A 13949-nucleotide genomic window follows, 5' to 3' on the forward strand; every position below is an offset into this window, starting at 1 on the left:
CTAAATAGCTTGAGCGCGCAATTCAGACCCGCGTCGCTGAGGGTTCTTTTTTCCGATGCACAACAACTGGGCCGATCACCGGACCTTGATCCAAGCACAATTACCAGTTGGTAGTCAAGCTGGATTCTGAGGAACCGGACCGAAAAGTGAGACTAAATGTCCAAGTCCCCTGGCCCGCTAATGCTGCCCCTTTGCGCGCGGCACGCAGCCGCGCGCTTTCACTTTCTAATGCTGTGTTTTCACAAATAATATCAATGAGTTCAAACACCCACGGACCAGCCTCCGTCAATCGGCAGATCCACGCCAGTAATATATTTCGCCTCGTCAGAGGCCAGAAAAAGCGCGCCGTTGGCAATGTCGATCGGGTCACCGAGCTTTCCCATGGGGATCTGGCTTGTCTGCTGCTTCAGCACGTCAGGGGGGACATTCGCCGTGATCGGCGTGTTCATTCCGCCGGGCACGATCGTATTCACCCGAACGCCGCGGTCCACAAACTCCAGCGCCGCCGCCTTGCTCATGATGCGCACGGCCGCTTTGGTGGCACAGTAGCTGGCATTGCCGGCGGTGGGAAACATGCCGATCAACGAACTGATGTTGATGATCGAGCCATTGCCCGACTTCACCAGCTCGGGGATTGCCGCCTTGATTCCGAGGAAGATAGCAGTCTGATTGACCGCCACCATCTTGTTCCAGCCTTCAATGCTCTCCTCCTCGAAGCCGCCAGGATGAATGATACCGGCAGTGTTGGATAGAGTCGTAAGCCCGCCAAAAGCCTCGACGGCAGCGGCAATCGCATTATTCCAGCTCGCCGCATCGGTAACATCCAACCGAATGAAGAGCGCATCGCCACCAGCAGCCCTGATTTCGGCTACGACGCCCTTGGCCATCTCTTCATTGAGGTCGCCGATTACGACCTTGGCGCCTTCTTCCGCGAAACGCTTCGCCTGAGCGGCGCCGAGCCCGCTCGCTCCACCCGTGATGAGCGCAACCTTGCCTGCGAGTCTGTTAGCCATTCTTCATCCTCCGAAAATGCTCAACTGCGCGAATTGACTTCGCTTCAGCCTTGACCACATCGCCAGTGGCCCCATGTGCCTGGCACCAGCCTGAAAGATCAGAGCATACTTACCACATGGTTACAAGCCTGCTTTGCGAGAGGACGAAATGCCCTCTTGTCCAGCCGGGGCGAAAGGCGCTGGTTCATACTCTATGTTCTACAATGGCTTCCTTTACAGCGTTCGCGGCCTGCAATCTCCGACTCGAAGTGAAAAAGCCTACGCAGATGGCGCATGCCCTCCTTTTATCGAATCGCTTGGATCATGCAGGGGTTAATGATAATTACCATGTGGTCATCATGCCCATGGGCCAGATAAGGACTGCAATATGAATTTCACGATGTCGCCCGCGGAAACCATGTGGCGTGATCGGGTCCGTAATTTCATGAACGATGTGGTTCGGCCCCATGATGAGACCTATGCCGCGCAGCAGGCTAGTGGAGAGCGGTGGAAGACTCTGCCGATAATCGAGGAATTGAAGGAGCGCGCGAAAGCGGACGGCATATGGAATCTTTTCATGCCGCCGCTGGCCGGCCACAATCCCGTCGACAGCAGCTTCGAGTTCGTCGCTCCGGGCCTTACCAATCTGGAATATGCCTCCTGCGCGGAAGAGATGGGCCGCATCGAATGGGCGTCCGAGGTGTTCAACTGCTCCGCGCCCGATACCGGCAACATGGAGGTCCTGCACCGCTATGGAACTCGCGAGCATAAGGAGCGCTGGCTCCGGCCGCTGATGGAGGGGAAGATTCGCTCGGTCTTTCTGATGACCGAGCCGCGAGTCGCATCCTCTGACGCCACCAATATCGAAACCTCCATCGTTTGTGACGGCGACCATTATGTGATCAACGGCCGCAAATGGTGGTCTTCGGGCATAGGCGATCCTCGATGCTCGGTCGGCATTCTCATGGGAAAGACCGATCCTGATGCCCCGCGCCATGCTCAGCAGAGCATGATCCTCCTGCCGCTCGACACGCCGGGGGTTAAGGTTCTGCGAATGCTTCCTGTGTTTGGCTATGACGATGCGCCTCATGGTCATGGCGAAGTCGAGCTGAAGGATGTTCGCGTTCCGGTCGAGAATATGCTGCTCGGCGAGGGGCGCGGCTTTGAAATTGCTCAGGGGCGATTGGGGCCAGGCCGAATCCATCACTGTATGCGCACGATTGGCTTGGCCGAGGAAATCTTGAAGAAAATGGTGGAGCGGCTCCTTTCGCGCACTGCCTTTGGGAAACGCCTAGCAGAGCATTCCATCTGGGAGCAGCGGATCGCCGAAGCACGGACGTCACTTGAAATGACCCGCCTCCTATGCCTCAAGGCCGCCGACGTGATGGACAAGCTTGGGGCCAAGGCAGCACAAGCGGAAATCGCGATGATCAAGGTGGCGGGGCCGCATATGGCGTTGAAGATCGCCGACGATGCGATCCAGGCGCATGGCGGCGCGGGCGTCGCCGACGACTTCGGCCTTGCGCGCGCCTATGCACATCTCCGCACAATGCGCCTGGTGGATGGGCCGGATGAGGTTCACAACCGCGCGATCGCTCGCCTCGAAATGCGCCGCTATCGTCAATAGTTGAATTGCCGACCCTGTTATTCGGTCGCAATGACCAGCTAACGGCCTGCCGGTCGCGTTCAGGCGAACGGCAGGCCAAGCGCATGACCGACGCAGCGCCCAGGCGCATACGTCGGTAGCTGGCAACCCAAGCCCTACCGCATCAGCACCAGTTCCTCGGCCATAGAGGGATGCAGTGCTACGGTATCGTCGAACTGGGCCTTGGTGAGCCTCGCCTTCACCGCGATCGCGGCGGCCTGCAGGATTTCAGGCGCGTCGGGGCCGATCATGTGGATGCCGACCACCACGTCGGTCTCAGGATGGACGACCAGCTTGTAGAGCGCGCGCTCGTGGCGGTCGGCGAGCACATTCTTCATCGCCCGGAAGTCGGAGGTGTAGACCTTGACCTCACCGAGCTTGTTGCGCGCCTCGGCCTCGGTCATGCCCACGCCCGCCATCGGCGGATGGCTGAATACGGCGGACGGGATGCAGCCATAATCGACCCGGCGGGGATTATTGCCGAACACAGTGTCGGCAAAGGCCTGGCCCTCGCGGATCGCGACCGGCGTCAGCTGCACCCGGTTGGTGACGTCGCCCACCGCATAGATGCTGGCGCAGCTCGAGCGGTTGTCGTCGTCCACCTTGATCGCGCCCTTGGCGTCGAGTGCGACGTCGGCCGTCTCCAGCCCGAGATTTTCGGTATGCGGGCGTCGGCCGGTGGCGAATAGCAGCATGTCGGCCGGGATCGGCTCATGGCCGGTCATGTGCACCAGCAGCGAGCCGTCCGGTTGCTTGTCGACCTTCTCGAAGGCGACGTGGAATTTGAACTCGATCCCCTTGGTCATCGAGATCTGGAGCAGCCGGTCGCGGATCTGCTCGTCATAGCCGCGCAGGATCACGTCGGTGCGGTTGACCAGCGTCACATGCGCACCAAACTGGTGGAAGATGCCGGCAAATTCATTGGCGATATAGCCCGCCCCTGCGATCACCACGCGCTTGGGGAAGGTATCGAGATGGAACACTTCATTCGAGGTGATGCCATGCTCGGCCCCCGGAAAATGGGGTACGATCGGCCAAGCGCCGGTTGCGATCAGGATTTTGCCGGCGGTGATCGTCTGGCCCGAGCCGAGCAGCACCTCATGCGGCCCGGCGACGGTCGCCCGCTCGCGGATGATCTCGACCTTATTGTTGCCGAGCGTCTCGGTGTAGAGACCTTCGAGCCGCGAGACCTCGGCGAGCACATTGTCGCGCAGCGCCGACCAGTCAAATTCGCAATCGGGCACCTTCCAGCCAAAGCGCCGTGCATCCTGCAGATCCTCGGCGAAATGCGAGCCATAGACGAGCAGCTTCTTGGGCACGCAGCCCCGGATCACGCAGGTGCCGCCCACCCGATGCTCCTCGGCGACCGCCACCCGCGCGCCATAGGCTGCCGAAACCCGCGCCGCGCGCACTCCGCCCGAGCCCGCCCCAATGACGAACAGATCATAGTCGTAGGTCAACATCCAATAATCCCAACCAAGTAAGTGTTGTTTTTCTACAGCTAGAGGGCGCGCGCATCGAGTCGTCCGCCTCCATCCCCGAGCAGACCGCCGACTCCCATGCCGGCGATCACATCGCTATCCACGCCGAACCCAGCGAAGAGCCGCTCCAATATCAGATCAACTCCATTACGCAGGGGGCTACGTGCACAACCCGGCAACCCAATGACAGCCCGCCTGCGCAACCAACCGAGGCACAGGAGATTGCCGGGATCGACCGGCATTCCCACCCGCTCCACGCGCCCGCCCGCTTGTCGAATGGCCGCGGGGACCACATCTTCGCGGTCGGCCGTCGCCGATGCCGCCATGATCAGCACAAGATCCGCCTCCGAAGAGTCCGCGAGCAAATTGGTTAGAGCCGCTTCATCATGATCGCAGATCCACACATGATTCAAATGTCCGCCAAGCCTCTCGACTCGCTGCCTTATAACGGTTTCGGTCTTGGCGAGAAGCTTGAGGCTTACGCTGCCTAGACTGGTTTGCACGAGATTGACCGAGAGGGGCCCGAATGCAGCTATACGGACCTTGCAACCATCCGCGACTTGCCCCGCTGAGACAAGTTCGGCTCGGGGCACCGCATAGGGAATTATCTTGACGGTGCCTACCACGTCGCCCGCGCGCACCGGCGTCATCGGCGCGACGGCGGCGAATGTGATCGCCTCCGTTGCCCGATTGAGCTTGCCTATGCCGTCGGGTGCATAAACGAGAAGGCCGTTCGTCTCGGCGATCAGATCAGCCCGCCCATGGACGGGAGGTTCGGCGCGGACATGATCTCCGGCCAGCCTCTGCGCAATCGCCATCGCGACATCATTTTCACCAATATCGTCCGTATCGAGCCGAGCAACGGTGAGCGCTTCCAATCCCGCATGCCGGACCGCCGCCAGATCATCGCAATCGAGCACGCGCCCTTTTGGCAAGCGGCGTCCCGGAATCGAGAGGCTATGGGCCAGGATCGCACCCTCGGCCTCTTCCAGCGATACCCGTCCAAACCTCACTTCGAGCTCCGCAAGACTGTCGTCATCTCGGCCAGGATGGAAACGGCGATCTCGGCTGGTCCCGCCGCACCGATTGGGAGCCCTGCCGGCCCATGGATGCGGGCGAGCTCCTTATCCGTGAAGCCGGCGGCGCCGAGCCGCTCGAGCCGGGCAGCATGTGTTTTTCGTGATCCCAATGCGCCGATATAGAAGGCCGGCGAGTTCAGAGCGCGCGCCAGCGCCGGATCATCAAGCTTTGGATCATGCGTCAAACTGACTACCGCGGAGCCGCCGTCCGGGCGCCAACGATCAAGCGCTTCGTCGGGCCAATTCTCGTCTACAGGTTGATCAAATCGGGCAGCCGCCGCGAACATGCCGCGCGGATCGATAACGGTTGTCTCATAGCCCGCAAGGCGCGCCATCGGGACGAGCAGCTGGGCGATATGAACCGCCCCCACGATCGCGAGACGACGGCGCGGAGGATAGAGATTGAAGAACCATTCCTTCAGAGGGGCCGCATTCTCGCGGGTCGCACCGCTTGTCAGATCCGTCGCCAGACCCAGCGGCAAACCCTGCGCCCGTGCATCAACGATACGCTCGATCAGCGCAGGCGGAAAATGTGCCCCATCGACGGTCTGTAACAGGATGGAGATTCGGCCGCCGCAAGCAAGTCCCACCTCCCAGGCCTGCGCGTCAGCCACGCCATAATCCAGGCGACGAAAGCCGCCCCCTGCCGCAATCAATTCGAGAGCCTGAACGATGACGTCGCCTTCGACACAACCGCCGCTGACGGAGCCTTCGAAAATTCCGTCGTCGCGGATCACCAGATGGGATCCCGCCCGCCGAGGCGCCGACCCCCAGGTCTCGATCACTGTGGCAAGCGCGACATGACGGCCCGCCGCAAGCCATAGCGCCGCGGCATCTATCACGACATCCAGGTCATCCGCTGCCTCAGCCATGATCCCATTCTGATCCAAAAAATGCTGAACTTAAAGGATTACGGCCGGAGCGTCCGAAAAATCGGATGCTCCGGCCGTATCCATTCAATGCACCACCGGCTTCATGCCGGCAGAGGAGGGGAGATCCCAGGCCAATCTCGACAGACCAACCCAAGATCCTCCGATCAGCTTTAGAAACGGAAGCTGGTCTTTACTCCGTAGGTGCGTGGCATGGCCGCATACCGAACCGCCGTATCGTACAGGAACGCTACGTTGTTCCAGTAATATTCGTTGGTCAGATTCTTCACCCAGAACTGGACCTGCCATGCATTGTCCGCATCCTGAAGTGCAATGCGAGCATCAACGGTGGTAAACGGCTTGATGTAGGTTACCGCCTTCGTCACCGCATCATGACCGATCGCAGCCTGCGTGCTGCTGTTATAGGTCAGGCTGGCACCCAAATTCACTGCCAGGCTGGCGCCAAGCGGAACGGTATAGTCGGCGTTTGCACTCGCATTCCATTTCGGAGCGAATGGCACCCGGTCGCCGGCAAAGTCAGTAAATACCCCGTCGGAATTCAGACCGGAGTATTTTTTGATCTTCGCGTCGACATAGGTCACCGCGCCACTGAGGTTGAGGCCATCGACCGGCCGCCATACGATGGCCAGCTCACCGCCCTTGACGGTGGACTTAGGCACGTTGTCGAGTGCGAACACGGTGCCGAAAGGCGGCTGATCGAAGAAGCCCCTCAGCTGCTTGTTGCGGTAGTCATAGTAGAAGCCAGCACCGGTGAGCAGCACCGAGCGGTCGAACAGCTCCTGCTTGAAACCCGCTTCGTAGGCAATGACCGATTCCTGAACGACCGGACGATATTGACTGACAGTCGCCGCCCCAATCGTTGGGAAGCTGCCTGCCTTATAGCCCTTGGTCACGTTCGCGTAAAATAGCGAACCAGCCACCGGCTTGAAGTCGACGCCAACCTTCCAGGACAGATTATCCTCATTGAGGTTGGTATCGCCGAGGATGCTCTCAAAGGCATCCGGCCGTTGCCCATTCTCTACACCGATAAGTGGATTGCCGTTGGCATCCGTCAGCGGGTCGATCGCACTGGTGCAGTCACCCGGCTGCAGGGGGGTCGATGCTCCCAGGCCCACCAGGGATCTGGCGAACGTGTGGAGAATGTCGAACAGCCTGCGCTGGGCGTCGTCGCCATGTATCGGGTCGAAATTATTATCAAAGGTACAGCCGACGAAATGGCGCTTGCTGTTCGTATAGCGAAGGCCACCCTTCACCGTGATGGTGTCTGTCACATCGAAATCGACGTTTCCAAAGAACGCATAATTTTCGATCGTCTGCCGGCTGAAATCCGATCCTCTGGAAAATGGCACCGGCAGCAAAGTGCTCGTCCCGTCTATCTGAGAGAAATTCGAGACGATGCTATCTCCATAGGAAGCCTTGCTTAGCTCATAGACTTTGCTGTGCTGATAATTAGCACCGACGGTGACCCGCATGCGCGATGCGGCGTCGTTCGACAGGCGCAATTCCTGGTTGAAGTCACGAATATATCCGTCGTTGGCGACATAATCATAGTCTTGCACCGCAGTGCCGTCATCCGCCGCCCGGCTATTACGCTTATAGTCCGAATAAGAAGTGATCGAGGTCAGGGTCAGATTATCGGTCACGTCATAGTCGGTACGCAGCGCGGCATTATACATTCTGTCGTCACGGAAAGGTTCAGCATCCGCGGACCAATCGGCGGCGCGCGCCTTGCGCGGCGCATATGGCGTCACCAATGTACCCGTTTCGAAATTATAAAGCTGAGGGCTCAAAAATTGCTCCTGCCCCGCCGTGGCAGGACGCAGGAAGATGTACTGCCCGATCTGCGGCTCGCTGCCGTCATGCCAACCACTCAGGCTGGCCATGAAACTGAGTCTATCGGTGGGCTTCCAGTCTAGAGTGATACGGCCAGCGAATTCCCGCCGCTTCCCGAACTCGTCACCTGGACGAGAGAAGTAATTTTTCTGCCACGATCCCGCATAAGTGCTGCGGCCAGCGAGCCGTATATTGAGCGTGTCGGTCACAGGTCCACTGATGAAAGCTTCGCCTTCAACCGTGCTAAATCGTCCATAGCCAAGGCTGAACCCGCTCGTCAGAGTGTCGGTCGGCTTGTTGGCGATGTAGTTGATCGCGCCGCCGGTGGAATTCTGGCCGAACAGAATGCCCTGCGGACCTTTCAGTACCTCAACACGCTCCATGTCCAAACCGACCCCGATGCCGGGCAGCGCGGAGAAGCTGAGAGGCGCCTGGTCGACATAAACGCTAACCGCAGGCGATGCCGCCAGAGCGGTATCGAAATAGCCGACGCCACGCAGCGTGAACACCGGGGTGCCGAATGCCGACCGCGCATAGGTCAGACCCGGGACGGCCTTGGTCAAATCCTGGACGCTGCTGATACCCTGCTTGACGAGCTGATCGCCACTGACCGCCGCAATCGTGAGGCCGACCTTGTTGATCGATTCAGCGCGCTTGCTGGCGGTGACGATGATCTCGCCGGCACCCAGACTTTCACTCTGCGGCGCTTCGGCGGCTGCGGATTGGGCAGCAGGCTGCTCCGCCGGAGCCTCGCTCTGGGCGAATGCGGGCGAACAGAAGCAAAGAAGCGCGACGCCCGATGCGTATAAGTTAATGCCGTGCCGTTTCGTTGTGCTTTCTGGTCTGACAATCATAACCATCCCTCCCTAGATATGACCGAAGTATCGTTTCGCGCTCTTAAACATTTTTTCTTCGGTCGCGTTGAAAAACTATCCGTGTCTCCTGCCCACTTCACTCCGGTGTCAGGACAATTATTTCGTTTCTATTCGGCAGACTGCCGCTCCAACAGCAGCATCATCACCTTCAGAAACCAATATTTCAATGAGAGTTCCATCGCACGGGGCTTCCACCTCGGACGTCACCTTTTCGGTTTCCACCTCATAAAGGATGTCACCGAGAGCAAAGTCTGCGCCCAGCTGTACGTGCCAGCGAGCGATCGTGCCTTCTTCCATGTTCATGCCAAACATCGGCAACTTAAGCGACATCTTCATGCAACGTCTCCATCGCGTACAGCCGCGCGGATCGCAGCCTCAACCATAGCCTCATCAGGGATCACCGCATTTTCGAGATGGGGCGCGAACGGGATCGCCACATCCTGCACGGTGTCCCGGCGCACGGGACCACGCAACGAAGCAAAACCCTGTTCGGCGACGATAGCGGCAATTTCACTTGCGGCGCTGCATGTAGCACGCGCCTCATCGAGGATTACTAGGCGCCCGGTCTTGCGAACCGAGGCCAGGATCAGCTCCTTATCGAGCGGGAAGAGCGTCATCGGATCGACAACTTCGACCTCGATCCCCTCTTCGGACAATGTCGCCGCTGCGCGCATTGCATGACGCACCATCACACCGATCGCGACCACCGTGACATCGCGACCCTCGCGCTTCACCGATCCCTTGCCGAGCGGCACGACATGATCGCCATCGGGCACTTCTCCTTGCTCGCCGCCGCGGCGGGTGGGCAGCAGGAAGAGGACCGGATTATCCTCACGGATGCTGGCCTTCATCAAACCCTTGGCGTCGGCTGGCGTGCTGGGGATCACGACCTTGATGCCGCCAAGGTTCATAACGCCTGGATAGGGTGCATCGGAATGCTGGGCGCCAGATGAGCGGCCGGCACCTGTAGATGCCAGGTAAACGAGCGGCAGCTTGAGCTGGCCCGCCGTCATATAGCGAAGCTTGGCGGCCTGGTTCGCGATGGAGTCAAAGCCGGTATAAAGGAAGTTGCCATACATCATGTGGCAGATCGGGCGATAGCCGGCCGCTGCCATCCCAACCGCCATACCGGTCATGACAACCTCGGAGATTGGCGTGTTGATCACCCGCTTGCCCCCGAACTTGTCGAAGAGGCCGCGTGTATCGCCGAACAAGCCGATCCTGACATCCTCGCCATAGAGGATCACACGATCGTCGCGCTCCATTTCTTCATGAAGCGCTTCGTTGACAGCATGGATGAGGCGCCGCTTAGCCATTGGCGAACATATCCTCAAAAGCACGGGAGACAGGGGGAAGAGGATCATTCAAAGCATCGGTGATGGCGCTTTCGGTAACGCCCTCGACCCTGGCCCGGATAGCGGCCACGTCCTTTTCCAGATCCTCGGAGACGAGAAATTCTTCCAGCCGGCTAATCGGATCGCGCTGCTTCCAGCTCTCGACTTCTTCCTGGGTGCGATAAGGCGCTGCAAGGAAGCTTTCTTCGGATTCGACATGAGTCCGCCAGCGATAGGTACGAGCCTCGATGAGCGTGGCCCCTTCGCCTGAGCGCGCCCGCGCAACCGCCTCGCCAACGACCCGCCATACGGCGTGGACGTCATTGCCGTCGACCAGCGCGCCGGGCATGCCAAACGGTTCGGCGCGGCGCCAGATATCGCCAGCGTTCACCGTCTCATAAGGGGAGAATTGAGAAAATCCGTTATTCTCGCAGACCAGCAACAGTGGAAGCTTCCACAGGGCGGCGATGTTCAGCGCCTCGGAAATGACGCCCTGGCTGGACGCACCGTCACCGAAAAACACCACGGCAACCCGGCCCTCGCCGTCAAGCTGCGCGCCGAGTGCCGCACCGACCGCGAGCCCTACGCCACCGCCGACAATGCCGTTGGCGCCCAATATGCCCTTCGAGACGTCGGCAACATGCATCGAGCCGCCCTTGCCGTGGCAAATGCCGGTCTCTTTGCCCATGAGCTCCGCCGCCATAGCGCGCGGATCTCCGCCCTTCGCCAGGAAGTGACCGTGCCCGCGATGAGTGCTGGCAACCCAGTCGCTGTCGTCAAGATGTGCGCAGACGCCGGTGGCCACCGCTTCCTGGCCAATATAAAGATGCACATTGCCAGGAAGTTCGCCGGCTTTCCCGAGGTCACCAAGCCGCTCCTCCATCCTGCGGATAAGCAGCATGCGCTCAAAAAGCTGTAATGACCGTTGAAGGTCCGGACCATTCATAAGGACGCCTCCGTGGGCTGAGCCTGCGCAACCAGGCGATCACGCAGGATATTCTTCTGGACTTTGCCCGAAGCCGTGCGCGGAAACGCGTCGACCATCTCCACGCGCTCCGGCCATTTCTGTCGCGCTAGCCCTTGCTCCCCGAGGAAGCTGCCAATGTCGGCGACGGAAACGGGCGCATCCGCAATCACATAGGCGCAGACCCCTTCACCCAGCCTTTCATGCGGCATCGCCACCACTGCGACGTCGGTGATTGCAGGATAGCGATGCAGCGCATCTTCGATTTCCTGAGGGCTGATATTCTCGCCCCCGCGCACGATAACATCCTTTTTACGGCCGCTCACCGCCAGGAAATCGCCAAATTCGATCCGTCCGAGATCACCCGTGCGGAAGAAGCCGTCCTGATCGAACGCATCGTCCGTCAGCGCTTGATCGGTATAGCCCAGCATCACCTCCGGGCCGCGAACAAGGATCTCTCCTTCCGCCCCCTCGCCCAGCAACGCTCCCGTCGCTTCGTCGATGATCCGCACTTCATTGTTGACGATGCGCCCGTCCGTGGTCGCGCCAAGCTCAAGCTCTTCGACGCCCCGGACACCCAGCGTGACCGTTGGCGCCTCGCTGCTTCCGAAGGCGCGCGATATGGCGCACCCCGGGATCGCCTGCGCCGCCCGGCGCACAAGTTCCGGCGCAACCGGCGCCCCGCCGCAGATAAACAAACGCATCGTGGGGAGCAGAGCCCCGGCCGACACGACCGTATCCGTAAGTTCCCTGAGGAAGGGAGTTGCGCCAACGCTCATCGTTACGCCGTGCCGCTTGATCAGCTCGACCGCCTCAGAGGCGTCCCATCGCTCCATCAACACCGCGGCACAGCCGGTGACGAAACCCATTTCGAGCGCGTAAAGATAGCCGGTTATATGCGTAACCGGCGAGGGCATCAGCACCACATCGCTCGCACCAAGGCCCCAATAGTCCCGAGCGGCAAGGAGCTCGGCCATTAAGCTATTGTGGCTGTGCAGAACGCCCTTGGGATGGCTTGTCGTGCCCGATGTATAGAGCAGCAGCTTGACGGCATTGGGATCGGGATGGCCGCTTGCCACGTCAGGCGCGTTTGAAGCGAGAAGCTCCTCATAACCAAGACAGCCCTCCGCCTCACCCCGGACGGTAACGATGGTGGCAAGATCGGGAAGGCCCGCCTGAAGCGCGCGCGCCATATTGACATAATCGAAGCCACGGAAGCTCGTCGGCACGAACAGAATCTTAGCACGGCCGTCGCGCAGGATGTAGCCGACCTCCGCCTCGCGATAGATTGGGATGATGGGATTGCAGACAAAGCCGCCGATACAACAAGCCAGGTTGATTACCGCGGTTTCGAGCCAGTTGGGAAGCTGGAAGCTTACCACATCGCCCGGAACTAGGCCACGCGTGGCAAGTACCGCAGCAATCTTTCTTGCCTTGGTAACAAGATTACCCAGATAAAGCGAGCGATCGCCCTCAATAAATGCGAGCATGTCAGGCTTTTCGATCACCAGACGCGCAGCGATATCGGCGATCGACTCATTCCGCCATGCGCCTGAAGCTGTGTAGTTGTCGATCATCGCGTCGTTCAGACGGGTGATCCAACCGCTCACGTCCTTTCGCACGTCTATCCCCTCACTCGCGAAACACACCGACCACGAGCTTTCCCGATTCGTCTTCCGTACATGGGAAACTAGCCTGCCAACCCGCTCACGCAGGCCCCTGGCAGCATCCGATCCATCCGTTCAGCATTTCCGGCCGGATGGCCCCAACTTGCACGGCGCTTATCGTCTCTGCGTCTGTTTGAAACTTTAGGTTACCGTTTGGGCATTTGTCAATAGCCCTATGCGCCACAAACATCGCCAAAAAGAAGCTACGTAACGACCAATTCCCAACTCCTGCCCGCCGGCCACAATGCTGCAAGCGCACATGCAACAACTCACAGAGTAAGGACCTCTTCCAGCGGCGGCGCGTATTCAGCGCGCACCGCCGTCAGCTGGAGCGAAGCATCCGCCTATGCACTTGACCAGCCGGTCATTTTTTAGCATTCACGACCATTGGCATCGGCGCCAAGGCGCTTGGTTATGAAAGAAGGGAATGAGGTGACGACCCCGCGTAAGAAAACGCAGACCGACACTCCGCGGTTGCCGCGCGCCGAACGCGAGCGGCTTATCGTGGAAGGCGCCGTGCAATTCTTCGCGGAAGTAGGGTTTGGTGGTGACACACGCGAGCTAGCGAAGCGGCTGAACATCACGCACCCTTTGTTATTTCGCTATTTTGCCAGCAAGAACGCACTGATTGAACGCGTGTATCAGGAAGTATTCATCGGCCGGTGGAATCCATACTGGGAAATTGTAATCAGCAACCGCAATGTTCCGTTGCGAGAGCGGCTGGTAAATGTATACCAGGCGCTCGCCCAGACAGTGCTTAATTATGACTGGGTCCGCCTATTCATGTTCGCAGGTCTTAAGGGATCCGACATAAACGGTCGCTGGTATTCTTTCATGCAAGAACATCTCGTCAGGCCGGTTTGCGCCGAATTTCGTCACGATCTTGGCCTGCCTACGATTGAAGAGATGCCTCTCACACAGAACGAATCCGAACTCGTGCTTGGCGTCAATTCGCGCATCTTTTATCTCGGCGTCCGGAAATTCATATATGGGGTCGACACGCCTGAAAACGTCGATGCCTGGGTAGAGATGGAAATTATTCTGTTTCTGGATGGGGTCGTCAACATTTATCCCGGGCTGGTGGCTCCTCCCCAGCGCCGCGTCCGCAAGCCACGACTGGCCAGGGCCACCAAAAAAGGCTCTGTTGCAAAGATTGGCGGCAGTCAGAGGTAGGCTGTCGCTCTGCGCC

General features: G+C 59.4%; 11 protein-coding genes. 2 read left to right on the forward strand and 9 right to left on the reverse strand.

Annotated elements, in window-relative coordinates; all coding sequences use genetic code 11:
- Nucleotides 1-260: 260 nt before the first annotated feature.
- Nucleotides 261-1013, reverse strand: a complete 753-nt coding sequence (gene linX, locus L286_RS25370) for a 2,5-dichloro-2,5-cyclohexadiene-1,4-diol dehydrogenase LinX (protein WP_007682029.1) — start codon at nucleotides 1011-1013, stop codon at nucleotides 261-263.
- 367 nt (nucleotides 1014-1380) lie between these two features.
- Between linX and L286_RS25375 the strand changes: the two genes are divergently transcribed.
- Nucleotides 1381-2619, forward strand: a complete 1239-nt coding sequence (locus tag L286_RS25375; protein WP_007682027.1) for an acyl-CoA dehydrogenase family protein — start codon at nucleotides 1381-1383, stop codon at nucleotides 2617-2619.
- A 134-nt stretch (nucleotides 2620-2753) separates the two neighbouring features.
- Here the strand turns inward: L286_RS25375 and gorA are convergent, their stop codons facing one another.
- The 8 genes from gorA to L286_RS25415 all read right to left on the reverse strand — a co-directional run bounded on the left by gorA (nucleotide 2754) and on the right by L286_RS25415 (nucleotide 12715).
- Nucleotides 2754-4100 carry a glutathione-disulfide reductase gene (gene gorA, locus L286_RS25380; RefSeq protein ID WP_007682024.1) on the reverse strand — a complete coding sequence of 449 codons (1347 nt, stop codon included), beginning with the start codon at nucleotides 4098-4100 and terminating at the stop codon, nucleotides 2754-2756.
- 38 nt (nucleotides 4101-4138) lie between these two features.
- A complete protein-coding gene (locus L286_RS25385; RefSeq protein ID WP_007682023.1) occupies nucleotides 4139-5131 on the reverse strand; it encodes a molybdopterin-binding protein in 993 nt (330 codons plus the stop codon).
- On the reverse strand, nucleotides 5128-6069 hold the full coding sequence (locus L286_RS25390) for an XdhC family protein (RefSeq protein ID WP_007682022.1): 942 nt from the start codon (nucleotides 6067-6069) through the stop codon (nucleotides 5128-5130). The genes L286_RS25385 and L286_RS25390 overlap by 4 nt, the downstream gene beginning before the upstream one ends.
- 170 nt (nucleotides 6070-6239) lie before the next feature.
- The gene (locus L286_RS25395; RefSeq protein WP_020818089.1) at nucleotides 6240-8774 is read right to left on the reverse strand and encodes a TonB-dependent receptor; all 2535 of its coding nucleotides are present in this window, start codon (nucleotides 8772-8774) and stop codon (nucleotides 6240-6242) included.
- A 117-nt stretch (nucleotides 8775-8891) separates the two neighbouring features.
- Nucleotides 8892-9131, reverse strand: a complete 240-nt coding sequence (locus tag L286_RS25400; RefSeq protein ID WP_007682525.1) for a lipoyl domain-containing protein — start codon at nucleotides 9129-9131, stop codon at nucleotides 8892-8894.
- A complete protein-coding gene (locus L286_RS25405) occupies nucleotides 9128-10111 on the reverse strand; it encodes an alpha-ketoacid dehydrogenase subunit beta (protein WP_020818090.1) in 984 nt (327 codons plus the stop codon). Before L286_RS25405 ends, L286_RS25400 begins: the two co-directional genes overlap by 4 nt.
- The gene (locus L286_RS25410; protein WP_021244803.1) at nucleotides 10104-11075 is read right to left on the reverse strand and encodes a thiamine pyrophosphate-dependent dehydrogenase E1 component subunit alpha; all 972 of its coding nucleotides are present in this window, start codon (nucleotides 11073-11075) and stop codon (nucleotides 10104-10106) included. The genes L286_RS25405 and L286_RS25410 overlap by 8 nt, the downstream gene beginning before the upstream one ends.
- Nucleotides 11072-12715: an AMP-binding protein gene (locus L286_RS25415; RefSeq protein ID WP_007686272.1), complete on the reverse strand. Its 1644-nt coding sequence runs from the start codon at nucleotides 12713-12715 to the stop codon at nucleotides 11072-11074. The genes L286_RS25410 and L286_RS25415 overlap by 4 nt, the downstream gene beginning before the upstream one ends.
- 459 nt (nucleotides 12716-13174) lie before the next feature.
- Between L286_RS25415 and L286_RS25420 the strand changes: the two genes are divergently transcribed.
- Nucleotides 13175-13933 carry a TetR/AcrR family transcriptional regulator gene (locus L286_RS25420; RefSeq protein ID WP_020818097.1) on the forward strand — a complete coding sequence of 253 codons (759 nt, stop codon included), beginning with the start codon at nucleotides 13175-13177 and terminating at the stop codon, nucleotides 13931-13933.
- Nucleotides 13934-13949: the final 16 nt, after the last annotated feature.

This window comes from Sphingobium sp. HDIP04 (genome assembly GCF_000445085.1).
Taxonomy (GTDB): Bacteria; Pseudomonadota; Alphaproteobacteria; order Sphingomonadales; family Sphingomonadaceae; genus Sphingobium; species Sphingobium indicum.